General features: G+C 36.2%; 20 protein-coding genes, 5 pseudogenes and 1 riboswitch. Of the genes and pseudogenes, 7 read left to right on the top strand and 18 right to left on the bottom strand.

Annotated features, from left to right (window positions below; genetic code table 11):
* Nucleotides 1–609: 609 nt before the first annotated feature.
* Nucleotides 610–1,191: a TetR/AcrR family transcriptional regulator gene (locus Q8G36_RS17875; protein WP_305162011.1), complete on the bottom strand. Its 582-nt coding sequence runs from the start codon at nt 1,189–1,191 to the stop codon at nt 610–612.
* Between the two features lie 44 nt (nt 1,192–1,235).
* Complete coding sequence (locus Q8G36_RS17870; RefSeq protein WP_370694103.1) at nt 1,236–1,778, bottom strand: ester cyclase; 543 nt, start codon at nt 1,776–1,778, stop codon at nt 1,236–1,238.
* Between the two features lie 308 nt (nt 1,779–2,086).
* Between Q8G36_RS17870 and Q8G36_RS17865 the strand changes: the two genes are divergently transcribed.
* Nucleotides 2,087–3,259, top strand: a complete 1,173-nt coding sequence (locus Q8G36_RS17865; protein ID WP_305162041.1) for an MFS transporter — start codon at nt 2,087–2,089, stop codon at nt 3,257–3,259.
* Nucleotides 3,260–3,632: 373 nt separating this feature from the next.
* On the opposite strand, the gene Q8G36_RS17860 is transcribed toward Q8G36_RS17865, so the two are convergent.
* Nucleotides 3,633–3,797: a hypothetical protein gene (locus Q8G36_RS17860; protein ID WP_305162010.1), complete on the bottom strand. Its 165-nt coding sequence runs from the start codon at nt 3,795–3,797 to the stop codon at nt 3,633–3,635.
* Nucleotides 3,798–3,998: 201 nt separating this feature from the next.
* Nucleotides 3,999–4,853, bottom strand: a complete 855-nt coding sequence (locus Q8G36_RS17855) for a helix-turn-helix transcriptional regulator (protein ID WP_305162009.1) — start codon at nt 4,851–4,853, stop codon at nt 3,999–4,001.
* A 121-nt stretch (nt 4,854–4,974) separates the two neighbouring features.
* Here Q8G36_RS17855 and fabF point away from each other — a divergent pair, with 121 nt between their 5' ends.
* Nucleotides 4,975–6,210: a beta-ketoacyl-ACP synthase II gene (gene fabF, locus Q8G36_RS17850; protein ID WP_305162008.1), complete on the top strand. Its 1,236-nt coding sequence runs from the start codon at nt 4,975–4,977 to the stop codon at nt 6,208–6,210.
* Nucleotides 6,211–6,576: 366 nt separating this feature from the next.
* On the opposite strand, the pseudogene Q8G36_RS17845 reads toward fabF, so the two are convergent.
* The 8 genes and pseudogenes from Q8G36_RS17845 to Q8G36_RS17810 form a co-directional block, all read right to left on the bottom strand.
* Nucleotides 6,577–6,774, bottom strand: a pseudogene (locus tag Q8G36_RS17845) (DUF6366 family protein); the annotation flags it as partial.
* 95 nt (nt 6,775–6,869) lie between these two features.
* The gene (locus tag Q8G36_RS17840; protein WP_305162007.1) at nt 6,870–7,331 is read right to left on the bottom strand and encodes an SRPBCC family protein; all 462 of its coding nucleotides are present in this window, start codon (nt 7,329–7,331) and stop codon (nt 6,870–6,872) included.
* Between the two features lie 7 nt (nt 7,332–7,338).
* Entirely contained in the window at nt 7,339–7,767 is a 429-nt protein-coding gene (locus Q8G36_RS17835; protein WP_305162006.1) for an SRPBCC family protein, read from the bottom strand.
* A gap of 326 nt (nt 7,768–8,093) precedes the next feature.
* Nucleotides 8,094–8,261 carry a hypothetical protein gene (locus Q8G36_RS17830; protein WP_305162005.1) on the bottom strand — a complete coding sequence of 56 codons (168 nt, stop codon included), beginning with the start codon at nt 8,259–8,261 and terminating at the stop codon, nt 8,094–8,096.
* 934 nt (nt 8,262–9,195) lie between these two features.
* The gene (locus Q8G36_RS17825; protein ID WP_305162004.1) at nt 9,196–9,684 is read right to left on the bottom strand and encodes a hypothetical protein; all 489 of its coding nucleotides are present in this window, start codon (nt 9,682–9,684) and stop codon (nt 9,196–9,198) included.
* A 468-nt stretch (nt 9,685–10,152) separates the two neighbouring features.
* Nucleotides 10,153–10,593: a CoxG family protein gene (locus Q8G36_RS17820; protein WP_053347531.1), complete on the bottom strand. Its 441-nt coding sequence runs from the start codon at nt 10,591–10,593 to the stop codon at nt 10,153–10,155.
* Between the two features lie 364 nt (nt 10,594–10,957).
* Complete coding sequence (locus Q8G36_RS17815; RefSeq protein WP_305162003.1) at nt 10,958–11,236, bottom strand: YesK family protein; 279 nt, start codon at nt 11,234–11,236, stop codon at nt 10,958–10,960.
* 425 nt (nt 11,237–11,661) lie between these two features.
* A complete protein-coding gene (locus Q8G36_RS17810) occupies nt 11,662–12,150 on the bottom strand; it encodes a membrane lipoprotein lipid attachment site-containing protein (RefSeq protein ID WP_305162002.1) in 489 nt (162 codons plus the stop codon).
* A 210-nt stretch (nt 12,151–12,360) separates the two neighbouring features.
* On the opposite strand from Q8G36_RS17810, the pseudogene Q8G36_RS17805 reads away from it, so the two are divergent.
* The 3 genes and pseudogenes from Q8G36_RS17805 to Q8G36_RS17795 all read left to right on the top strand — a co-directional run.
* Nucleotides 12,361–12,489: pseudogene (locus tag Q8G36_RS17805) on the top strand (PLP-dependent transferase); the annotation flags it as partial.
* Between the two features lie 107 nt (nt 12,490–12,596).
* Nucleotides 12,597–12,707, top strand: a riboswitch (SAM riboswitch).
* Between the two features lie 103 nt (nt 12,708–12,810).
* Nucleotides 12,811–13,044, top strand: a pseudogene (locus Q8G36_RS17800) (ABC transporter permease); the annotation flags it as partial.
* Between the two features lie 14 nt (nt 13,045–13,058).
* Complete coding sequence (locus Q8G36_RS17795; RefSeq protein WP_305162001.1) at nt 13,059–13,898, top strand: MetQ/NlpA family ABC transporter substrate-binding protein; 840 nt, start codon at nt 13,059–13,061, stop codon at nt 13,896–13,898.
* A gap of 360 nt (nt 13,899–14,258) precedes the next feature.
* Here Q8G36_RS17795 and Q8G36_RS17790 read toward each other — a convergent pair.
* The 5 genes and pseudogenes from Q8G36_RS17790 to Q8G36_RS17770 form a co-directional block, all read right to left on the bottom strand.
* Nucleotides 14,259–15,621: pseudogene (locus Q8G36_RS17790) on the bottom strand (IS3 family transposase).
* A gap of 335 nt (nt 15,622–15,956) precedes the next feature.
* Complete coding sequence (locus Q8G36_RS17785; RefSeq protein WP_252210157.1) at nt 15,957–16,772, bottom strand: lipid II flippase Amj family protein; 816 nt, start codon at nt 16,770–16,772, stop codon at nt 15,957–15,959.
* A gap of 187 nt (nt 16,773–16,959) precedes the next feature.
* Nucleotides 16,960–17,265, bottom strand: coding sequence for an NIPSNAP family protein (locus tag Q8G36_RS17780; protein ID WP_305162000.1), 306 nt, complete (start codon nt 17,263–17,265; stop codon nt 16,960–16,962).
* 282 nt (nt 17,266–17,547) lie between these two features.
* Nucleotides 17,548–17,727 carry a hypothetical protein gene (locus Q8G36_RS17775; protein WP_305161999.1) on the bottom strand — a complete coding sequence of 60 codons (180 nt, stop codon included), beginning with the start codon at nt 17,725–17,727 and terminating at the stop codon, nt 17,548–17,550.
* Nucleotides 17,727–18,578, bottom strand: coding sequence for an SDR family NAD(P)-dependent oxidoreductase (locus Q8G36_RS17770; protein WP_305275134.1), 852 nt, complete (start codon nt 18,576–18,578; stop codon nt 17,727–17,729). The genes Q8G36_RS17775 and Q8G36_RS17770 overlap by 1 nt, the downstream gene beginning before the upstream one ends.
* Before the next feature lie 291 nt (nt 18,579–18,869).
* On the opposite strand from Q8G36_RS17770, the gene Q8G36_RS17765 reads away from it, so the two are divergent.
* On the top strand, nt 18,870–19,520 hold the full coding sequence (locus Q8G36_RS17765) for a TetR/AcrR family transcriptional regulator (protein WP_305275130.1): 651 nt from the start codon (nt 18,870–18,872) through the stop codon (nt 19,518–19,520).
* A gap of 1,846 nt (nt 19,521–21,366) precedes the next feature.
* Nucleotides 21,367–22,470 (top strand): annotated as a pseudogene (locus tag Q8G36_RS17760) (ATP-binding protein); the annotation flags it as partial.
* Between the two features lie 460 nt (nt 22,471–22,930).
* On the opposite strand, the gene Q8G36_RS17755 reads toward Q8G36_RS17760, so the two are convergent.
* The gene (locus Q8G36_RS17755) at nt 22,931–24,121 is read right to left on the bottom strand and encodes a YhgE/Pip domain-containing protein (protein WP_305162608.1); all 1,191 of its coding nucleotides are present in this window, start codon (nt 24,119–24,121) and stop codon (nt 22,931–22,933) included.
* Nucleotides 24,122–24,165 lie beyond the last annotated feature (44 nt).

Raw genomic sequence — 24,165 nt, 5'->3', positions numbered from 1 at the left:
TTTACCAAAAAAGAAATAGACTTATATTTATGTTTTTGGTAAGATTTAGATTGAGTCATGCCTAAAATAAATATAATGATTTCAATAATAAAAAGGAGAATCCTTATCCAAAGGATTCTCCTTTTTGAATCTCCTAAATAGTGCTTTATTGATCAGAATTAAACACATTATTATTCTTCCACTAAACTCCCCCATTTGCTCCGCTTTAATGAACTAACGCATCAGTTAGTTCATTAAGAAAATCGATTCTTATTAAAGAATCGCGCCCTTTAATTGAAAAATACTTTACTAATATTAGTTAGTATTGCAGTTAACTAATTGCAAAAATATCAGGTGAAAACTCAATGGTATTGTTGCTTTAAATAAAGTTTGATCAAATTGATACTAATAACCTTGATAAACGAAGAAAAAGCGTGTTTTGAAAAAAGATTGATCAAAATACGCTTTTAATATAATTAATGAATCATTCTTTTATTAAAAAAACTTGCCGTAACTTGGTTAATAAAAATTAGCATTACAGCTGCAATCGATTTTATAGATTGGGCTTTATACAAACCCCCTTTATTCACAGAGACTGATATGATTGATAAAACTGGAATTTTGATAAATTTATTTTAATAATGATAATATCATCGCTACAGAATTATCTACAAATGAACGCTCTGGACGAGATTTCATTAACACGGTAAGTCCGATTAATGAAACGACTAGTGTCTGTGCTAAAACTTTAGCATTAAGGCTGCTTTCGAGCTCACCTGAGCGAATACCTCGGACAATCGTTTCTTGAAATATGATCGAAAGATACATCTGATGCTCCCTTGTAAGGATTTCAAATTTTTCATCGTGAGGGGCAAGTTCCACCATTGTATTAATGCAAAAACATCCCTTGTTCGGACTTTCTTTATATTCCTCTTCCACCAAATCTTCAAAAAATGTGTGAAATACTTCCTTTACAGATAGATTGTTTTGAAGTTTTGTTCGAATATGGGAAGCATGTAGCTTTGTATATTTGCGTAATGCAGCCTCAAACAATTTCTCTTTGTCTCCAAAAGCTGAGTATAAGCTTGGTCGTTGTATCCCCATTTTGGCAGTCAAATCGCTTAGCGAAGTAGCTTTGTACCCCTTCTCCCAAAAAAGCAACATAGCATCATCCAACGCTTTTTCCTCATCAAATTCACGTTGTCGAACCATAATAAATCCCTCATTTCAAAAAACAAAATTTCTTCACTAGATAATTAATCTTGTTCTTGATTCTTTTTTATTTGCTCAATGATTCCGAATCTGTCCACTTGAATCCAGTATTCCACTATTTTTCGATCCTCTAATCGGTATACGGCACTACCTATTTCAATAACCTCTTTATTTGTAGGCAGATAATCCTCATACTCTCCAATATGCATTCCTGTCTGCTTCCATCTGACATGAACTTTTTGATTTTGAGAAATTAATTCTTGAATTTCTATTTTAAATTTCCCCCATGAATCTATCATTTCTCTTATATGATCAGCATAATTCTCAGGTGACCTTTTAATGGTCACCATGCTTTCTGAATTCACTTGATGTGCTCTTACCTCTTTCGCCATAAAAAACTTAGCTTGTTCGGGATTGCAACCTGATCTGACAACTTCAAAGAAGCTTTTTATAATCTGTTCGTTTGTCTGTAGGAATTTTGGAGATGGTGAATCGCCCCCAGATATTTCAGTTAATTCGTTATTCCCCGGTAATTGATTCAATTCATCTAATGTCCTCTCCTTATCAATTTGCCGAATTCGAGTCATGGATAATTAATCCTCCTTTTAATTACCAATCGGTATATTATGATTTTATTTAATTAAAGTCCTATTGTCAAATTGTGATGATTCTTTCAAGGACAGCATTCAAATAACTGCATATCTTACTTGACATCAAAACGTTTTGTTGGTTATCCTTATAAGAAATTATTTCATACCGAACGATATATTATACTGTTAAGTACAAAAAGGGGATGTAAGTAATGGTAAAGGTGAAGGTTAAAGAAAAAACAACAATTAAAGTTGAAGATCATGATACGAAAACGGTTCAGTTACAAATAGTATCCGGATCAACCATGACTCGCTATATGGCACTATTGTTTGCAACAGCCTGTGGGATGGCTGTCGCCAACATATACTATGCACAACCGTTGCTAGACTCTCTGGCGACCGAGTTCGGTATCGCCCATTCATCCATCGGCATTGTCATTACCATTACTCAGCTTTGTTACGCGCTAGGACTGCTACTGCTAGTACCGCTCGGTGATCTACTGAATCGACGACGGCTAATCATCGGTCAGATGCTTTTATCCGTGTTGTCTCTGATTGTGGTTGGCATCGCCCCCATCATCACAGTGCTTTTCACGGGGTTAGCTGCGGTCGGACTGCTTGCTGTGGTGGCTCAGGTGGTTGTAGCGTTCGCATCGACTTTGGCTGCCCCAGCCGAGCGTGGACGTATAGTCGGCTTGGTGCAAAGTGGAGTCGTGATCGGCATTCTGCTCGCACGAACATTCGCTGGTGTACTAACCGATCTCGCCGGTTGGCGTTCGGTCTATCTAGTTTCTGCCGCCATGATGCTCATCATGACTGGCGTGTTGTTCCGAGTACTCCCGCGTGATGAAAGCGAAAGAGAGTCACTATCCTATCCGCAGCTGCTTCGTTCGGTGCTCACATTGTTCATGCAAGAACGAATCCTACGCATCCGCGGAGTACTGGCTCTGCTGATTTTTACCGCGTTTAGTACATTGTGGACTTCGTTGGTGCTACCTCTCAGTGCTCCACCATACTCTCTTTCACATACCGCTATTGGAGCGTTTGGTCTTGCTGGAGTTGCCGGAGCATTAGCTGCTGCTCGTGCTGGGGGGCTGGCTGACCGAGGTTTAGGGCAGCGAACAACCTGCATAGCCCTAGTTTTATTGCTAGCATCATGGTTCCTAATCAGCTTTACCGAACACTCACTGATCGCATTAGTTATTGGCGTTATCTTTCTTGACCTGGCTGTGCAAGCAGTACATGTCACCAATCAGAGTATGATTTTCACAGTGCGTCCTGAGGCGAGAAGCCGACTTACTGCTGCTTACATGATTTTTTATTCCATCGGCAGTGCCATGGGTTCAATTGTTTCAACCAATATATACGCAAACTATGGATGGATCGGAGTATGTCTATTTGGTGCCTCTGTCAGCGCTTTGGCCCTTTTGTATTGGGTAATAACCTACCGTCTAACGGAGCAGATTAGAGAGAAATAATACCGATTTTTATGTTGGTTTGAAATTTTCAAGACCTAAAATCATACAAAGTTACAAAAAGGGGTGATACATATTAGTCATGTATAATATGTATCACCCCTTTTACTTCTTGTTCAACAAACGCACGCTTATATACAGAGTTTTTTCAAAGCAGTGCAGCTTTATTTCAAATATACACTTATTCAATTAAATGGCCCAATTGTTGAACAAAGATCAAACAGCACTCTTGAACTAAACTGACCCGTTAGTTCCATAATAAAAAAAGCTGCCTTAGAGACAGCTCCGATCTTCAGCTAACGCATCTGTTAGTGCAACAAGAAAACAGCTTAATAATAAGTTTAGAGTTTTATTTCAAGCACCTATTAGTCAATTATTATTTTTCCCTAAGATGATTTAATAGTGCAATAGCTAATAAAAGTATTGATAAGCCAGTCCCTGAACTATCAGGTCCTACATCGAAGAAAATTGGAGAAACAAAGTGATTTAAAACTGTAATGATTACAGCAAATGTAACCAAAGAAATATTTGTTATCTTCAAAGGAAAAACCCTCCTATAAAATATCGAAAGTAAGTAAAAATTATCCATTTAAATTATAACTCTTAATGAACTATCCTGCCCCTTTAGCTCCATAAGAAAAAGCTGCCTTAAAGACAGCTCTGATCTTAAGCTACGCCCCCGTTAGCTTAATAAGAAAAAAACACCTTAGTTGGCATTTTTCAGTACAGTAAATTTGCTGGTTTATGAACTTTCAATGGAGATTTTCTTCATTAATCGTTTTAATTTATCTTCTGTAGCTGTTCCCTCTACTGGTGTATAGATACTGCACCTTAAGTCCATGTCCCCCTGGACTTGGAGAGAAGTTAAATTAAACAGCATCTTTCCGGCTTTAGCATGTCTAAATTCAATCATCATTTCTGGAGCTTTACTTACTTGACTTTCTTGCCATAAAGATTGAAATTCTGGGTGAGAATTACTCATTTCTTTAATAAATAGGTTATACCATTCATCACCTAAGTAGTGACCATAATAGGCACGAAAAATGGCAAGAAACCCCTTAACAAAATGCTCCCAATTCACAGCTAATGCTTTTAATTCTTTTCTTGTAAATACTAGATCGATCAAATTTCGTTGGTCATCTGGGAGTTGTTCAAAATCTAAAAATACATGAGCAGCAGCATTGTTCCAGCCTACAATATGACAATGCCGATCTGTAATGATAGTAGGGCAATACGTTAACTCAGCTAAAATTCTTTCCAAAGAAGGACTAAGTTTTGGCTGATCCTTCTTTCGATGAATAATGGATGAATTCACTTCTAAAGCTAAATCATATAGATACTCTCGTTCATCATTATTTAATTGTAGAGCAGTAGATATGCAATCCAATACGCTTGTAGAGACCTTTATATCCCGACCTTGCTCTAGCCACGTATACCAAGTAGTACTAACTCCCGCCAAATGTGCAACTTCTTCTCTTCGTAAGCCAGGTGTTCTTCTCCGTGTACCAGCAGGTATACCTATAGATTCAGGCTTTATTTGGGATCGCTTCGTTTTCAAAAATGAAGACAAAGCTTCAAGTCTGGTTTTATCATTCATTTCTAAAACCTCCATCATAACAATTTAACCTAGTAGTTATTATACCAGGATAAACACTCACTTGTAATAGGATAATCCCGAAGTATAATACAACTATACTATTCATTTGGAGTGATAAAAAATGGAAAGAGTCGTTATTACCGGAATGGGAGTAGTCTCTCCTATTGGAAACAACGTAGAAAAATTTTGGAGAAATCTGACTGAAGGGAAATCGGGCATTTCCTCTATTGATACATTTGACGTAAGTAATCATAAAGCAAAAATTGCAGGAATTATTCGTGATTTTAATGCAGATGATACTTTAGGAAAAAATGAAGCACGACGTCTAGATCGCTTTTCTCAATTTGCTTTGGCTGCTGCTGAACAAGCCTGGACTGATTCTAATCTTGATATTGATGATATCAATCTAGAAAGACTTGGCGTATATGTTGGTTCGGGGATAGGAGGAATTGAAACATTGATTGATAATGTGGATACTCTTCGAGAGAAAGGTCCAAGACGAGTTAGTCCAACCCTGGTACCAGCCATGATTTCAAATGCTGCCGCAGCCCAAATTAGTATCAAGTGGAACGCAATGGGACCTACTATGTCACCTGTTTCTGCTTGTGCGATCGGAAATACAGCTATTGGTGAAGCATACAGACTTATTCGCTTTGGAGAAGCAGATGCCGTTTTTGCAGGAGGAGCAGAGGCAGCTATAACAGATTTATCTTTAGCTAGTTTTGGTAATGCTACAGCATTATCAACGAGAAACGATAATCCAACTAAAGCTAGCCGTCCTTTTGATGTAAATCGAGATGGATTTGTCATGTCAGAAGGAGCAGGAATTTTAATCTTGGAATCTTTGTCTCACGCTTTACGTAGAGATGCAAAAATTTATGCAGAAGTCATTGGGTATGGTGCGAGTTCTGATGCCTATCATATGGTAGCTACACACCCAGAAGGTAAAGGAGCCTATCTTGCAATGAAAATGGCTTTGAAAAATGCAAAAATTTCTCCTGAAGAGATTGATGTTATTAGCGCTCATGCAACAAGTACAGAAGTGGGAGATCGATCTGAGACACTGGCCATTAAAAAACTATTTGAATCAAAAGCTTATCAAATCCCAATAACAGCTAATAAATCTATGCTTGGTCACATGTTAGGAGCAGCTGGAGGCGTGGAAGCAATTGCTTTGGCAAAAAGTTTAAAGGAAGGAATTATTCCTCCAACCATCAACTTAGAAAAGCCTGATTCATTATGTGATTTAGATTATGTACCAGGTGTTGCTCGTAAAGTGGAAATAAGTACTGGTCTATCCAATTCATTTGGTTTTGGAGGTCATAATGCAGCTATCGTTTTAAAAAAATACGAGTGAATTAAATTTCGCTCGTATTTTTTTAATTAAAATTAAAGATTCTCAAGAGAACCTTTAGAGCTGTTTCTTTTTTTAAATACAAAGGGAAGTCGTGGTTATAATCATTGCTTCGATTAATGAGTTCACCTTTTATGTAAGTAAGAGTAGGGGAATTCCTAACTTATTCGTTACTTCTTCACTTAGAAATTCATCACCAAATAATCTGAAGTACACCCTAACTTGAGTTTTCTTCATTTGAAATATTGCCTCCATTAGTTCTCATTTATATAGAATGTATTATATACATCTTGTTGAACTAACCTGCCCCGATAGTTGCATAAGAAAAAGAGCTGATCGTCACAACTCTTTAAAGAACTATTGCACCTGTTACTTGAAGAAGAGTGATACAAAAATAAAACCAATTATGATTACAAGAATAAGAATTCCCGTCCCTTTTAAACCTAAGCTGCCAACTAAATCAGCGAGATTTCCCTGTTCCACTCTATTAAAAGCATCGTTCATATTCCCGGTTGGATTGCTTTTCAATTCTTCATGTCTTAATCTCTCTTTTTTGTGTGTTTCCTTTACACAAAACGTCCTTCTTACCTAAGCCCACTGCGAATGCACTTTGAACACCGATCAGCATTAGATAAATGTTTCAATAGATTCTCCTTTTATTATTAAGTTATACTCCTTGGGCTTAGTGATCGTTTCTCTAATATATCTTTTATTTTTTTCAGGTCTTTCTTGTTTGCTCTTTTCATCAATAAAGACATTAACGGAGTAAGCAACTTTGAAAATCCACTTGGAATACCTTTGTTTTGCAGTGTCATTCTTGTTAAATTGTTGTCAATAGTTTCCCATGTGTAGGTTGTTTCCATTGGGAAAGGTCCATTAGCTGTTCTCATTACAAGTTTTTGTTCTGGAATAAATTCTACGATTTCGTAAATATACGCTAGTTGTCGTCCTAAAAATTGTGCTTTGAATGCGATTCGAGAACCGATTGATAAAGGTTTTTGAGTTTGCCATTCTGCCGAATCGATATTTACATACCATTCTGGAGCATTATCAGGGTTTGCAGCATACTCTGCAACTCTGTTACGGGTACATTTTATTTTTATATCCGTTAAAACGTTAACCATATCTTAATTATCCCTGATGCCATGCATCTGGGTTGTTGCCTTCCACATATTGCTTCAGTAAGTACATAAGTGTACCCCAAGTTGTATTAATCATCGCATATGGACCCTCCATAGACTCCAATCCTGAATGATTAAAGTTGACTATCGTCGCCCCGTTTTCATTAGAATTCAACTCGAAACGAATTTTGGTACCTTTCCATCCTGGCATATCATGCTGAGCCGTCCATTCTACCAGCCTACCTGGTACTAGCTGATCAATATGCATTTGGAATACAGCTTGACGATTGTAAAAGCCAAATTCAGCAATGCTTCCTACTTGAGGTTCAGCTTTAGCATCTGTTGTCCACCAACCCTTAAATCCTTCTGTTGTGGTAATAGCTTTGTATACTTTCTCAGGTGACGAGTTGATCATAATTTGATGTGGCATGTTAATCATCATTTAGCCTCTTTTCTTCTTTTAGTTATATAGTTACCTCTAAGATTGAGCTTTATTCCGATCTCTTTGGTGATTATTTACGTATCGATATCTTAGAAGATTCAGGACTGCTAGTTCCTCGCAAAGTGGGACGAAGCCAGTTAAATTATCTTAATGCTGATTAAAAGCCGAATTTCTCACTGAGAAATTCAGCTTTCGTTACTTTACAATTGCGCCCGATTGTTGAAGATTTATAATATTATGGAATGCAACTCAATCCGGCCTACGCTTATTGAACTATAGCACCCGTTAGTTCAACAAGGATTAAATTTTTTATGAAATCCCTTTCAACTTAGAGAAAATATCCATGTTGCTATTATTAATATAAAAAGAATTATAGCAACAATCATCATTTCTAAATTAGTCTCTTTATTATTTTTTTCTTTTCTTATTTTCTTTCTATACTCATGCTGAATTTTAAATGTATCTCTTTTATTTTTTTTGCGTCTATCCATATTTGCACCCACCTATTTGTTCCGATTATTCGGACGGTGTTAAAAATAATTCTTGTTGATCTACAATTTGATTTCATAAAGCGTGTTTGATACTTTTTCTTGTGTAAAAAGCAAACAGAAAAGGAATCAAAGGCAGGAGTGTAACTAGTCTGTACCAACTTTCTCCACCAAGGAAATATAGTGATGGTAGGACAAGTGCAATTCCACTTATTAATAATGCTTTCCAAGATTTTTTCCATAAACCCCATATAAATAGGGACTGTTGGTTCTTCTGCCTATAGCTTTCCTATAGCTTTGAAACAAAGTTTGATTAAATTAATACAAGAAACCTTGATAAATGAATAAATGGAAAGAGCATGTTTTGAAAAAAATTGATCAAAACATGCCCTTATAATATTTTTATTGGATTATTCATTTTTAAAAAAAAATCGATCATTTTTGTGTTCCTTAATGAACTAAAGCACCCGTTAGCCATCCATGAATCGCAAAAATCGGCGATTCACCACAAAGAATGAAAAGGATTAGGAAGTGTCAATACTGATACTGACCTTAATCCAGTCAACCCTAATCCATAGACTAATTAATTAACGCTCTCCTCTTTTTTTAAACGATTGAGCAGGGTCTTCTTAAGTTTTGTCATTTTTCATTTTTAAAGAAACTTATTTTCATGGGAGTTTAAGTACAAACCTTCACAATCTTGCTAACCTGCCTGTAACTTCGGCGTTATTTTGCGCTAATTTTGAGTGCTATTTGCACATCCAACTTCAAAAATAGGTCATCCCCCAAAACAAAAATTGAGCTTATCAGTTACAAGAAAGTCCAAAATTTCGTTCTGGAGGTACTACAAAACATTACCTTGATGGCAATGTGACGTACCCCAAAAATGGCCAGTAACAGAAATACGCTCTGTTACTGGCCATTTACAAAATTATGCTTAATTTAAATTGACAGTAGAAATATATTGAACAGTTCCTTGTTCAGCTACTAAATTTATCTCTAAAATAAATGTTCCCTTCCTATTTGGCAGATGTATGGTGCTATTTTCAATTGTAATCGATTCTTTCTTATTGTTATTCCAAAGCTGTGCTGTAATATCACTTTCTAAAACTGTACCATTTGCAATATATGAAAATCCTATATCCTCTCCAGATGGTAGGTCGATTTTTTTTTCTTTTTGTGCAAAAGTCTTTATATCATCCACCCGTTTTTTTACAAATTCACCATCTTTCACTTCCCAGTTTACATTTCCTTGTTCCATAATTATTCCGGAACCATTAACGTGTAACTCGCCTGTGGGAGGGCTTGTATCATAATCTTCACCTATAAAATTATAGACACCAAATTGTCTGGCAATTAGAGTAATAATAAAAATTGAGATAGCAGCAACTGGGATAAGCAGTAAAAGCTGCAATATTTTTTTCATGGTCTTCCTCCCCTTAGTAACCTGACTTTGACTAATTAATTTTACCACTAATTACCACTAATTCAATATACAACCTTTTAATTGAATTACTTTGATTGAAATTACAGAACAGGTACTTTTCCCTAATGAACTATTTATTACTGAATAATCTATTAATAATATACGTGCAAAATAGCACTTAAAATGAGTGCAAATTATCAACTAAAGTACCACCTGCCCCTTTAGTTGCATAAAGAAAAAGCTGCCTTTTAAAGACAGCTCCGATCCTAAGCTAAAGCACCCGTTAGTTCATTAAGAAAAGCGATTCTGGAATATTGAAAAAAAGAGGCCATCCTTTTTGGACAGCCCCCTTTCCGCTAATTATAAAATTTCTAGTAGAGCTCGATATCATTATATTGGTCACTTCAGAATGTTACTATCTATACTTCAGAGAAGGTATCTCCAAAATGAATTGGCAATCTCTGAAAACTATGAGAATACTGCAATTTTACGTGCGATAGATTCTGTTAAACGAGATGCTACTTTTGGAACAGCCCATTTAATAATTGGTGTTAACACCGCACCAGATAATCCGCCTGCATGGATTTCCACCGTACAAGTCATTATTGTTTTACCATTAACATCTTCTGCAGTAAAGTGACCGCTTCCTGTAAAATTATCTGATAAACCTTTTAGTTCAAACTTAATATTTGAAGGTTCATTCCATTCGGTAATATCTACCTGCGCTTGTATTGTTTTTTTTATACCTTTCACACTACCTTCAAATGTCCAAATAGATTGCTTGTCATTTATGATTTCATGTTCTTTATAGGCTGGTACTGTCGTTGCCCATTTTTCGAGATCACTGACATAATCCCAAACTGCTTGTACATCTACTGGAACTACTACAGTATGCGTTCCCGTTGCCATTATGATCCCCACCTTCACTATGTATGTATTATAACTTTACATTTCTACAAAATAATTATTACATAAAAAGCATAAACTTACATCACTAATTATAAATAGCTTTCCTTCTTCCAATCCCCCAATTATTTGTAGAATCAAAATTTTCCAATCCCCCACAATCCGGCCCTTTAATGGAATAACAGGACTTACGTTTTTAAACGACTTTAATGTCACTTAACAGTATTCCTTGTTGAACTATCCTGCCCCTTTAGTTCAATAAGGCTTATTGTAGATATGACACAAACTAATAAAAAAAGACGGATTTACCGTCTAATGAATTGTATAAGATTTTTTTGATTTCATTACCTGTAGCTATTTTAGGAATTCAGGAATTATTTTTTGTCCTGTAAATAATTAGACTGTTTATAAGTTGTGTAATGGCTCCTAACCCTAAATAAACAAAACCTGATATGGAAACACCCATTCCTTCAAAACCTCCTACAACAAAAGGGCCAGATACGATACTAATAATGCCTAAAAAGATGAAAATAAGTGGACAAACAATTGCTATTCCTTTTTTGTTCTTTCTAAGAGCTATTACAAAAGTTACTAGAAGAATAAAGGTAATCACGTAGCTTGCATAAGGAGAGAATAAAATATCCATAAAACCACCTCGTTCATAACAACAGTTTAAAAACCCATTTTACCATAAAAATCCAATATTTGGGTTTAAATATCATTTTTCTATTCTCATTGTTTAGTATTTATTGTACAGTTCGAATACTATATGCTTGTTGAACTATCTTGCCCCTTTAGTTGCATAAAGAAAAAGCTACCTTAAAGACAGCTCCGATCTTCAGCTAACGCACCCGTTAGCCATCCATGAATCGCAAAAATCGGCGATTCACCACAAAGAATGAAAAGGATTAGGAAGTGTCAATACTGATACTGACCTTAATCCAGTCACCCCTAATCCATAGACTAATTAATTAACGCTCTCCTCTTTTTTTAAACGATTGAGCAGGGTCTTCTTAAGTTTTGTCATTTTTCATTTTTAAAGAAACTTATTTTCATGCTAGTTCAACTAAATTACTTATCCTTATTATGCAGTTCAAATGACTCTTCAAAGCCATCCCATTTTACATTTACTTTTATAACTTCACCTTCACCTACTATTGCTCCATTTTCTGAACCTCCAACAATAGTAAATACTTTTTCGCTAGGTGGTTCAGTGTATGCCTCTGTTTTACTTCCACTTGAAGTGGTTGTTTCATAAGTATATTCAAGGTTTTTAAAAGAGGATAACTCTTCCAAAGACCCCTTGTATGTTAATACAAGTTTATAGTTATCTTTGCTAGAATGAGTTGTTTGTCCGTCATCTTCTCCCCATAATTCGGTTCCTTTATAAGAATATACAGCTTCCCAATGTTCGCTTTCTCCTATAAATTGATAATTATGTTCTGTCGCTTCCGAACTTGTATCTTTTTTAGTGGTTTCCGATTTAGCATCTTTGTTAGTTGTGTCTGAACAAGCTGTTAAAACCATCATTAAAAATAATACAGTAAAAATTTTCTTCAACTTAACTCCTCCTTAATGATAAAATTGCATTCTTTTTCAATTTTACCATTTAAAGGTTTTTGATTGAGTTTCGATTGGGAAATTTTTATTCCATTAACCTGCCCCGATAGTTCCATAAGAAAAAAACTGCCAAAGCACCAGAAGGGAACGCGCTGCATGAGTTTAATTTTTTATCACGCTTCTAGATAGAGATAGCTTCTGCACAATGCTACAAAAGATCTTATACGCTTGTCCGTTGGAATCGAGCATGTCGATGATTTAATTGAGGACCTGGAACAAGCAATCGTAAAGGCTACAGGAATAAAACATTTAATGCAATCATCCGTCAATTCAAATTAATTGAACAGTTTTGTGATTGACACTACCATTTGGTCATGATAAGATCACTCTCGTACTATATTCACGCTGAACTTAAAATATTGCGTTTAATTGAATATAATGTTTGACTCTTATCAAGAGAGGTGGAGGGACTGTGCCCTGTGAAGCCCGGCAACCGTCAGTTAATTAACTGAAATGGTGCCAATTCCTGCAAAGCAATGTGCTTTGGAAGATGAGAGAAAGGATTGTTTAACCAACCTTTCTACTCATGTGTAGAAAGGTTTTTTTGAGGAGAAAAAACTTTCCTTTCCCCTGTATACTTTGGACAAACTAACCTACTAAGAGCTGCTGCCAGCATTAATTTCAGGTCTTACAGTTACAACAATCGCTCTAGTTGGTTATACAGCTATTTCTGGGGTAATTGGTGCAGATGGTTTAGGTAATTTGTTATATCTTGAAGGGTTTCAGCGTGATAATAATGATGTAACATTGGTAGCAACTGTATTAATTTTAGTCATTGTTTTTTTCATTCAATTTATAGGTGATATATTTACAACAAAAATAGATAAACAATAAGGGAGAAATGAATTATGAAAAAGTGGGTATCAACTTTAGCAGTTTCCTCAGCATTAGTATTAGGTTTAGCAGCTTGCGGTACGTCTAACGGCGGATCAGATTCTTCAGACAAAGAAAAGAAAATCCTTGTGGGTGCTTCAAACATTCCGCATGCTGAAATTTTAGAAGAGGCAAAGCCAATATTAAAGGAAAAGGGAATTGATTTAGAAATTAAAACATTCCAAGATTATATTATACCGAACACAGTGTTAGCTGATGAAGAGATTGATGCAAATTATTTCCAACACGTTCCATATCTTAAATCAGTGTTAAAAGAGAATCCAGACTATGACTTTGTAAATGCGGGTGCTATTCATATTGAGCCAATCGGTATTTACTCAAAAAAGTACGATAGCTTAAAAGATCTTCCAAAAAACGGTACAGTTATTATGCGTAATGCTGTAGCTGAACAAGGACGTATTCTATCTATTTTTGAAAAAGAAGGCGTTATTAAGTTAAAAAAAGGCCTCAATAAAACAGAAGCTACTATTAATGATATTGTAGATAATCCTAAAAACTTAACTTTTAATGCAGATATAGAAGGTGGCCTATTACCTCAAATTTATAATAACAACGAAGGTGATGCGGTTGTTATTAATGCTAACTATGCGTTAGATGCAGGGTTAGATCCGCTTAAAGATCCAATCGCTCTTGAATCGGGTGAAGATAATCCATATGGAAACATTATCACTGTACGTAAGGGTGATGAAAATAAAGAGACAGTAAAAGCGTTAGTAGAAGTACTTCACTCTAAAGAAATACAAGACTTCATTACTGAAAAATATAAAGGTGCAGTCATACCTGTATCTAAATAAAAAAACACCCTTTCATGAACTATATCCCGAATAATGGACACTTCGAAAAAGGTCCCTTATTCGGGGTTTTTCTATGTCTATACACTAGAAAAGCAAAAAATCAGTTTACATAAAAGCAGCTTATTGGAAGCTACCAAAAAACTTAACGCGTAAATTCTTAAACATAAATACTTAACTAAACTCAAAGCATAGAACCCATCTTTAAAGATGGGCTCTATGCTTTGTAAAAGTGTCCTTTTACGAACGGTAGCAACAATGCTACCGCCCATTTCGGAAATTTTATACACTAAGAGAATTCCAACCTAAAAAGTCGATCTCCTCTACGTGAACTGACCCCCTAAAGTTAGACAGGTTATATCGTTAGGCAGCCTGTTGGGCATGAGCTCGGTATTGTACCGGGCTCATGCCTTTTAATTTTGCCTTGATTAGTTTGTGATTATAGTATTCTATATATTTTGCTAGTTCTTGTTTAAAGTGTTCCACACTTTCAAATTCTTTTAGATAAAGAAGTTCCGATTTCATGATACCAAAGAAATTTTCCATAACAGCGTTATCGTAACCATTCCCTTTGCAAGACATACTTTGCGTAATGCCACGTTCCCTATGGGCATCACGGAATTGTTTCATTTGATAATGCCAGCCTTGATCTGAATGAATAAGGAGAGTATCGTCGTCTGTTAAGCGTTCAAAAGCTTGATCTAACATCGTTGAAATGAGTGAGTAGGTTGGTCTTGAACCGATTGTATACGTAATGATTTCTCCATTAAATAAGTCCAGTATCGGCGATACATATAGCTTTTCTCCAAATAATTTAAACTCTGTAATATCCGTAACCCATTTCTCATTTGGTTTTTCAGCTTTGAAATTGCAATCTAAAATATTTAGTGCAATCTTGCCCACAGTTCCTTTGTAAGAGCGATATTTTTTCATACGGACCAGACATTTTAGCCCTAGTTCTTTCATGATACGTTGTACCTTTTTGTGGTTTACTTTGTGTCCGCGATTTCTAAGTTCATCACGAATACGTCGGTAACCAAACCGACCTTCATGTTCATCGAAAACAGATTTAATCAATCCTTTCAGTTCTGCATCTGGATCAGGACGACCGAAGTTTTTCACCCAATAGTAATACGTGCCCGCGGAATGTCTGCGAGCTGTATAAGTGCTTTCACCGAGAATGCATTCCTTAATTCATAAACTACTTGTGCTTTGTCTTGTTTGGTGATTTTTCCTTGTTTTGAACTACTAAGGCATTCAACTTTTTTAAATAGGCATTCTCCATACGTAAACGTTCATTCTCCGCCTGTAAAGCCTCTATTGATCCTTCATCGGGTACTTGAGAATTTGATGTCTTATTATTTTTATTTTTCATGGATGGACGCCCCTTTTTCTTTGATTGTAGGGCACCAAATCCTCCTGTTTCATAAGCAATTTTCCATTTTCGAAGTGTTTCATAAGATGGAATATTAAAAATCGCCGCTGTTTCCCTGATAGACGTCCCGTGTTCGTTCATATAATTGAGTACATCTAGTTTAAACTGTGCGGGGTAGGGTGTATAGCGTTTTTCAAAAGCATCCTCACCAAAAAGTTCAAATTGTTTAATCCACTGATGGAGTAAACTCGGATGAACACCAGTAGATTTAGCAATAGTTTTTCCTCCCTTATTACCATCTATATATTGTCTAACTGCCTGTATTTTTTCTTCTAAAGAAAATCTCGCCATAAAAAAGCTGCACCTCCAATTGTTAGTTGCATCTAACAATTGGGGTGCAGTTCAACGTTAAGGAATCGACTTTTTTTACTTTTTCTTATAGAACTAACGCACCCGTTAGCCATCCATGAATCGCAAAAATCAGCGATTCACCACAAAGAATGAAAATGGTTAGGAAGTGTCAATACTGATACTGACCTTAATCCAGTCAACCCTAATCCATAGTCTAATTAATTAACGCTCTCCTCTTTTTTAAAACGATTGAGTAGGGTCGTCTTAAGTATTGTCATTTTTCATTTTTAAAGAAACTTATTTTCATGGTAGTTCTATAAGAAATCAGGTAATTATTAGACAATAAATTTGGTAAACCACGCAATATATCCTGCCCCTGGAATAAAAAATACTTGGGCCAGAATCGTTCCTAATAAACGAGAAGTAACCATCATAAGAGATACACCCTTGAGATTAAGGTAACTTCCCTTCTGATTTATTACGTCATCCGCAAGAATAGATATTTTAGGGTCAATAAAAATTATAAGTAAAATTGTAGCTATTCCATTTATAAGACCCGATGCCATAATAGCTGTTGTTGCTCTTTCTGGAGCTATTAAAGCAGCATATAACGCAGATAACACTCCAATTGTATAGATTGCAGTAATTACCATATTAATTAAGAACAATCTTATGGGAATATCTTTCAATCTAATATCCTTTAAGTAAGAAAACTTTGGTAAATGAATGTGTTTTATCCCACGTTTAATGTATTCGAAAGTTAACCCCTTTTTTATCAAAGATGGTATAGAACCTCTTTCTTCAGATAAATGAACAATAGCCCTTGAAAAAATTGCAATAAAAGTAGGAAGTAAAAGAATACCTATAATTGTTCCTAATGTTGATGAACCAATAATAATTCTATATTGGTTTTCAACAAACTCTAGTGTATTTACTTTTGGAGCATTATCAACCAGGCTCCCTGTAAATGGTTGCTGCATCATATTCGCTAATCGAGAAATCATAACCATCAAGTTAAATAAGGATAGAGCTGAAGCTAACAATCTTACTCTTGCACCAGATAATCTGACTGCATATGCAAGTGTTTCGATAGAATGGATAATAAATATAAATAGAGATATAAGAATTAATTTTTCTGTTAAGAGTTCCAAAACAAATTTACCTACTTTAATATATTTCTTCCCATATTACCACATATATTTCCAATTTGTGTTATGGAACTATCCTGCCCCGTAGTGCCATAAGAAAAAGGCTGCCTCAGCAACCTTCCTTATTGAAGTAAAGCACCTGTTAGCTTAACAAGGTATGTATAGATTATTTTTTTACTTTAATGTATGTTCATTCGAATATAGGACGCATAAAGCTTCTCTCATAACTTAAAATACATTTAGTCTCTTCTACGAATTTATATGCTTCTTGACATTCTGCATCCAATGCCATTTTTACTCGGTACTCTTCATATGCTGCTAAACTTGGGAAAGTGAATAATGCAAAAGCAATATTATTAGCACCCTCATGTGGAAGGAAATAACCCTGATGTGTACCGCCTAATTTATTAACTAATCGAATCCACATCTTACCGTATTCCTCGAACTCATTTAATTTATATGGGTCAATAACATATTTCAAATAGCATGTAACCATTTTAATCCCCCCAAAAAATCTATTTTTTTCCATCATAACATATAATTCGACTAACCTGCCCCGTTAGTACAATTGGTTACTCCATGTACTTCCACCTCTTTATCCTACTAGTAATTCAATCAAACTCCACCCTCTTTCGAGGTGTAGCTTTTAAATAAAGTTTAATCAAAAATATCTCGCAAACCCACATTTTACGATAAATAAAAAGAATCTATTTTGAAAAAAGATTGATCAAAATAGATTACTATCCAGAATATCCCAGCTTATTTTATATAAAATATTTTAATCAATTTCAGTGTATCTAAAGTTTATTCTGCCTTCTCGAATTGAATGTGCCAGCTTTCCATGACTTTCCCGGACGGGCTGATCTCTGAAACAAGCCTGTGCTTCACCGGCGTGTGTTCGGTCCCCGATGGGTTGATGGACAGAAGCATTAGCTGAAATATTTGCCGAATTAGCCATCAGTGCGCCTCCTGGATCATCCATCCTGCAAGATCGGACGGACCGGCCGACTTCTTATTGTTGGCGGAGCCGTCGCGTGGACGAAGCATGCCGCCAACGAGACGAAGTCCCTGTTTCCTCGTCATGAATCGTCCGATCTGCGTACCTATATAATTCTGTGTACCCGGAACGACATACAGCTTCCCGTCCTTCAATGCCCGAAGCGCAACTTCCACGACTCGCTCCGGTGTGTCTTTCTTACCGACGGCGGCTTCTTCCGCTCCTACGACGTTGAAGAAGCCGGTGTCCGTCGCTCCGGGACAAAGCGTGAAAAATTGGACGCCACTGTTGCGGTTTTCCCACCACAAGGCTTGGGTAAACGACAAGACGAAGGCTTTCGTTGCTCCGTATACGGCCATATAGGGAAGGGGCTGAAATCCAGCGGTCGATGCGACATTGATAACGGCCCCGGAGTTTCTACACAACATATCCGGTAAGAACAAGTGCGTCATATCTACAACAGCGGCAACATTGAGCATGACTTCCTCATGCTGGCGCACGCCTGACACTTGTTCAAACAAACCGTGCGTGGCAAAGCCTGCGTTGTTGACCAGCAATTCGATCTCTAAATTCAGAAGTTGACATTGCCGATATAACTCGCCTGGCGCTCCCTCTTTGCCAAGATCGGTTGGAATCACCTCGACCTTGACGCCGTGCTTCTTTCTAAGCTCCGATGCCAGGTTCTCCAGCTTGTTTTTCGATCGGGCTACGAGTACAAGGTCGCCACCCTCTTTGGCCAATTGTCGGGCGAATTGCTCTCCGATGCCGGATGAAGCTCCCGTGACAAGCGCCCAATTTCCTTTTATGTTCATTGTGCAACTCTCCTATCTACTTTTTTATAATTAGGAAACAGTGTTACTTTGTCCTTAAAAATAATTCCTGACTCTCATAAGAGTCAAGAATTGTGATGCGTTCCGGTAACACTGTTTCTAATTGAAATCATTGTAACTAAGCTTTTTAAGAAAGTCAACATCGATATTTGAATCATTTGTTTTTGGCATCCCTCGCAACATTGACAACGGTCCGACAATTATATTAAAATTCCTGTTAAGAGCTGGAAACATTGTTTCTTATCAAAAATGTATTAATTGAGGGTGATAGCGATGACAGACCAAAATAATTCCTTCGATGCAAATACGCAAAAGTTGGAAACGTATCAGGAGGCTCGCTTGAAAAATATTGAAAATCTTCGAAAGCTCGTCGTCGATGCTGCGGCAACGATTTTGTACGATGAGGGTCCTGAAGCTGTGACGGTGCGTAAAGTTGCGCAGAAAATGAATTGCTCTACCAAAATCATATACAACCTGTTTGTCAATAAAGATGGACTGGCTCAGCAGCTTTATCTCGACGGCTGCAAGCTTCTCGCCAACGAATTCGAGGGAACGCCGCGCGCTGACGATCCGATGCAGCAGTTGTTTAATTTAGGCGAAACCTTCTGGCAATTCGGACAGCGTTACTCCGGTTATTACAAGCTGATGTTCGGAGGAGCCTTCGCGGATTTCAAACCAGACGAGGAGAGCATACACGGCACCGTAACAGCCATGCGGCAATTGTTGACGGTAATTGGTAATGCGCAAGAGCAGGGACTGATTACCGGTCCGTATGACACGGAAACCGTCGTCCATATCTTCTGGGCGTCGCTCCACGGTGTTATCCATCTTTACATGTGCGGACATTTTGGTGATGTGCAGTCCGCACATGCCGTTTACGAGCAAACGTTGTCTTTGGTTGTCGGTTCGTTATTTTCGAGTTGAGGCTTCTAGAGAGGGAAAAAAGCACCTTAGGGTGTCTTTTCTTTATTTTTTAAAACGTCGCAAATTTATTTCAAAACGACACGAGGGTATTTTTTTAATACAAGCAACCTTGATAAATGAATAAATAGAAAGGGCATGTTTTGAAAAAGATTAATCAAAACATGCCCTTATACTATTTAATTGGATTATTCTTTTATAAAAAAGATTGAACATTTTTATGTTCCTTAATCAACTAACGCACCCGTTAGCCATCCATGAAGCGCAAAAATCAGCGCTTCACCACAGAGAATGAAAATTGGTCTCTATGTCGATAATGTTTTAATGGCTGGCGAAGAAGGTCGTTGAACTATGGTGCCTTTGAGCCCATCCGTTAGTCTGACTCCGACGTCCACGGTGTACCACCGACTGTCGCGCCCTTTATGGGTAGCACTCATGGGAGATTAATCCTTTTTTGGTCGTCGCGCTAGCCTCTACTTAATTTGCTATAATTGGAGGTTTTTGTTTAACGATTTACCAAACTCAATCAGATCACTCATAAGGCTCAGCCTTTTTTAAAAAAGCATTTTTACTGGGTCTATTTTGTTGTGATTTTTTCTGGATTTTGAGCTTTTTTAATTTTCATGGGAGTTCATTAAAGCATAGTTTATTATTTGTGATTTTTTAATATTCGAACCTCTTCTTCTAGTTTATCTTTGGATTGCATTCGTTTGAAATAAAGGCATATAGTTTCTTAATGAAATCGGGTCTTATGCAGCAATTCCAAATAGTTGATGGGTGAACTTCACTTGATAGAGCTGACATATGGGATTTCTTTAAATAATATGGAAATAAGGAATAAGCGAAAATGCACAGCAATTTTCAATAAATCGTGGTTATGAGCAAGACTAAAGGGGGTTTTTATAGATTTTAAGATACAATGTAAGCTGTTGTATGAACTGGAATAAATTAATTTAAGAAAGGGACCTTGTTACTCCTATTAGGGTACACAAGGTCCCTTACACTATTTCTACTCGATTCATTACTATTTTTCGTCTAATCCTTTCATTGTATTTTAGTCTTTTACAATTTAATATACTTTCAAAGGGGAGAGTCTTATTTTAAAAAAAGAACAAAGGTCAGGAGTATTCTTTAGAAAAGACCGGACTTCTTGATAACCAACGTACATATCATACGTCTTCGCCTTTCGCTACTTCATTGGTATCACCTACTTTTGATTTAGTAAGATGATTGCTCTTGCCTTTTAAGAAATATTTGGTTTGTAAATCCTAATAGTATGTGTTATTCACGAAAAGATCCAACGTACGTATCATACGTCTTCGCCTTTCGCTACTTCATTAGTTATCACCTCCTTTTTGATTTAGTAAGAGTATCATACAAGAAAAACTCTTTGTTGTAAATATTAAAAGTCGGAATTTTCAGAAAAATATCGAAAAAAATAGTTTTATATACTTTTTTCCCACTACATCCCATCAAACACATAGGTTTTTAATCTTGTTTAAAGCGTTTGTAAACATACATCTATTAGGCTTCTGTTGCAAAGACTGTATTCGTTTGAAAGAGGCGTATAGTTTCTTAAGGGAATCAGATCTTATACAGCAATTCCAAATAGTTAAGTGTAGATAGAAAAAGATGGGATCTCATACATGTTGATTTATTTAACAAGATTTATATGGAACCACTTTTTATGCTTCATGAAAAATATGAATAAAATATAAACAAAGATTCTTGCATCAAACCCCTTTCCAATATATAATATTTAGAATATTTTGAAAATTAGTGGTTATATTGAAAGGAGTGAAATTATATATCTATTCAACAATTACAAGAAAGTTATATGTCTATTCTACAATTACGAGAAAATGAGATGAAATACCGTGCTCTATTTGAACATGCAACTGATGCAATTTACCTATTAGAATTGAATGAGGATCGATTCCCAATTCGATTTCTCGACGTAAATCCAGTTGCATGTAAAAGATTAGGTTATAGTAAGAAAAAAATTCTTTCAATATCTGTTATGGAATTTCTTCCTGAAAACATTAAAACTATAAACATTATAAAAGATTTCGAAAAGGGAAAACATTACTTCACTTTCCGAGACGAATATGTTTTTAAAATAGAAGAGAAAATAGATACTGAGTTTATTATCGATATCTTTAGATTAGGTGAAAAAGAAGTTGCTATGGTTATTACTCGAGATATCACTGAACGTTTAAAAACGGAAGAGTTACTGCGAAAATCAGGGAAGCTTGATGTGGTAGGACAATTAGCTACAGCAATAGCTCATGAAATTCGAAATCCACTAGCAACTATTAAAGGATTTATACAACTAATACAATCAATGAAAAATAAAGAAAATCAGTGGTACATAGATGTAATATCATCAGAAATTGAACAAATAGAAGTAATTACAAATAGATTTATGATAGTAGCTAAACCACAAGCAGTAAAGATTCAACTCAATAATTTGAGCATGTTAGCAGAACAAGTTATTACGCTACTTCAACCTCAAGCAATGATGAATAATATACAAATCAGAACAGAGCTTATATCAGAAATTCCCTACATACCTTGTGAAGGAAACCAATTAAAACAAGTGTTTATCAATATCTTAGAAAATGCAATTGAAGCGATGTCAACAGGAGGAGAAATTTTGATTCAAATCGATACACTTGATAGTCATCAAGTAAGTATTTGTTTTATCGATCAAGGATGTGGGATTCCAAGAGAACGTCTCCCCTATCTTGGGGAACCATTTTATAGTATTAAAGAAAAAGGGGTTGGCTTAGGTTTAATGATCTGTTATGAAATAGTGGAAGCACATCAAGGAAAGATAGTTATTGAAAGTGAAATGAATAAAGGAACAACAGTTAATGTTATTCTTCCCATCTATTATCATTCTTATCAAAGGGTTCTTTTAATTTCTTTCATGGGAAAGGCTTTTCATTGATACCAGACGTTTGTGACTGGATATGACTACTTACAAATACTGAGTTTCATTTATATGGGTCCTGCCGTCAAAACGCGAATAATATACGCTAAGAAATTTTTTGGATGTAAAAAAGCGATTTTCCCTATAATAGGGGTGAAATCGCTTCTTTTGGTCCTGTTTTCACTAACGCACCCGTTAGCCCTCTATAAATCGCAAAAATCGGCGATTCACCACAAAGAATGAAAATAGTTAGGAAGTGTCAATACTGATACTGACCTTAATCCATCCAACCCTAATCTATAGACTAATTAATTAACGCTCTCCTCTTTTTTTAAACGATTGAGCAGGGTCTTCTTAAGTACTTTCATTTTTCATTTTTAAAAAAACTTATTTTCATGTAGTTTAAGTACAATATTTCACATACTCCACAAAAAAAAGCCGTTCCTCTTATAGTGAAACGGCTCTATACTTTAGTTATTTATTCAACGTTTGCTTCAGTAGTTTGTTCCTTTACTATAATACTCTTTAAAGCAGTACCTAATATGATTAACATGCTTACTAATCCAATCCAAACAAGAACAGAAACAGGCGTATTCCAGGTTAAGCCTTCCTCAAAGAAGAATAATCCTCGAAGCCCTTCTACCATAAATCGCATTGGCAACCAAGAGTAAATCCAATCCCGATAAAATGGAGACATCATTTCAGGTGCCATTGCCAGTAAAGGGGCACCGAAGAAAAGCATTAAGATAAAAATAGGCATACCTTTAAGCCCCAATAGTGAAAGTACAGCTAATATCATTAGAAAAAAGCTAAAGGATGTAATTGATAAATATAAAGCCGTATCCATGAAATTCGGGATATTTAAACCAACCATACCATCTGCTATCCAGGTTAAGCCAAATCCAATTACCAGAGCTACAACCGCACCCATAAAAATTTGCCCCATCTTTGTGACAAGGTTTTCTTTTCTACTACGGATCGGCATTTTGCTAATGGAAATAAAGATTATCGCAGCACTTGCCAAACTAGCCATCCATAATGGCTGGAATAAGGAAACAGGAGCATTTCCATTCGCACTATTCGTGCCGATTTCATTGACATTTGTGACTTTCTTAGCGATTGGAACTGCAAGGCTTGCTGCCTGTTTTGCAGTCAAGGTTGCTCCTTGTTTTTCAAAACCATCAAGTAGTTGTTTTCGGACAGTGTTGTTCATGTTGTCAACTACTCCATTCAAGACCTGTCCTGCCATCGTTGAAGCAGCCGTATTCATTCCCTGATTAATAAATATTTGTACTTCAGGTGAAGAAGGTGCTGGTGTCCTTAATGATGCCTGATTAGCACTGAAATCTTTCGGAATGACCAATGCTGCATAATATTTTTGTTCATCCATTCCTTTTTGTGCTTCCTCTGCTGTTTTTACTTCAACCCATTTTACAACAGGGTCCTTATCCTTTGTTGATGCTGAAGACTTTTGTATCATTTCAACAATCGTTTGCCCCATGTTCATCTTTGGTTGATAAGGAATTTCCACTCCTTCATCCTCATTTACGATTGCAATCGGCAGATTTTTCGGCTGTGGTTGAACCGATGGAAATAATGTCAGTGAAAAAATAAAAATAACTGCAAATGCGATGATCGGTGAAACCAATACCAGTTTATTTTTGAACATATTTTACTCTCCTTGTTTTGGGTTTATACTAAAGAACAACCTGT

This window comes from Peribacillus frigoritolerans (assembly GCF_030676415.1).
GTDB classification, from domain to species: domain Bacteria; phylum Bacillota; class Bacilli; order Bacillales; family DSM-1321; genus Peribacillus; species Peribacillus frigoritolerans_A.
The sequence above is the reverse complement of the archived record's forward strand: the minus strand, read 5'-3'. Positions and strand labels throughout refer to the sequence as shown.

Coding starts and splice junctions, on each gene's coding strand:
- Q8G36_RS17875 (WP_305162011.1), bottom strand. CDS start 1,191: ATGGTTCGACAACGTGAATTTGATGAGGAAAAAGCGTTGGATGATGCT.
- Q8G36_RS17870 (WP_370694103.1), bottom strand. CDS start 1,778: ATGACTCGAATTCGGCAAATTGATAAGGAGAGGACATTAGATGAATTG.
- Q8G36_RS17865 (WP_305162041.1), top strand. CDS start 2,087: ATGACTCGCTATATGGCACTATTGTTTGCAACAGCCTGTGGGATGGCT.
- Q8G36_RS17855 (WP_305162009.1), bottom strand. CDS start 4,853: ATGAATGATAAAACCAGACTTGAAGCTTTGTCTTCATTTTTGAAAACG.
- fabF (WP_305162008.1), top strand. CDS start 4,975: ATGGAAAGAGTCGTTATTACCGGAATGGGAGTAGTCTCTCCTATTGGA.
- Q8G36_RS17840 (WP_305162007.1), bottom strand. CDS start 7,331: ATGGTTAACGTTTTAACGGATATAAAAATAAAATGTACCCGTAACAGA.
- Q8G36_RS17835 (WP_305162006.1), bottom strand. CDS start 7,767: ATGATTAACATGCCACATCAAATTATGATCAACTCGTCACCTGAGAAA.
- Q8G36_RS17830 (WP_305162005.1), bottom strand. CDS start 8,261: ATGGATAGACGCAAAAAAAATAAAAGAGATACATTTAAAATTCAGCAT.
- Q8G36_RS17825 (WP_305162004.1), bottom strand. CDS start 9,684: ATGAAAAAAATATTGCAGCTTTTACTGCTTATCCCAGTTGCTGCTATC.
- Q8G36_RS17820 (WP_053347531.1), bottom strand. CDS start 10,593: ATGGCAACGGGAACGCATACTGTAGTAGTTCCAGTAGATGTACAAGCA.
- Q8G36_RS17815 (WP_305162003.1), bottom strand. CDS start 11,236: ATGGATATTTTATTCTCTCCTTATGCAAGCTACGTGATTACCTTTATT.
- Q8G36_RS17795 (WP_305162001.1), top strand. CDS start 13,059: ATGAAAAAGTGGGTATCAACTTTAGCAGTTTCCTCAGCATTAGTATTA.
- Q8G36_RS17780 (WP_305162000.1), bottom strand. CDS start 17,265: ATGGTTACATGCTATTTGAAATATGTTATTGACCCATATAAATTAAAT.
- Q8G36_RS17775 (WP_305161999.1), bottom strand. CDS start 17,727: ATGGCTAATTCGGCAAATATTTCAGCTAATGCTTCTGTCCATCAACCC.
- Q8G36_RS17770 (WP_305275134.1), bottom strand. CDS start 18,578: ATGAACATAAAAGGAAATTGGGCGCTTGTCACGGGAGCTTCATCCGGC.
- Q8G36_RS17765 (WP_305275130.1), top strand. CDS start 18,870: ATGACAGACCAAAATAATTCCTTCGATGCAAATACGCAAAAGTTGGAA.
- Q8G36_RS17755 (WP_305162608.1), bottom strand. CDS start 24,121: ATGTTCAAAAATAAACTGGTATTGGTTTCACCGATCATCGCATTTGCA.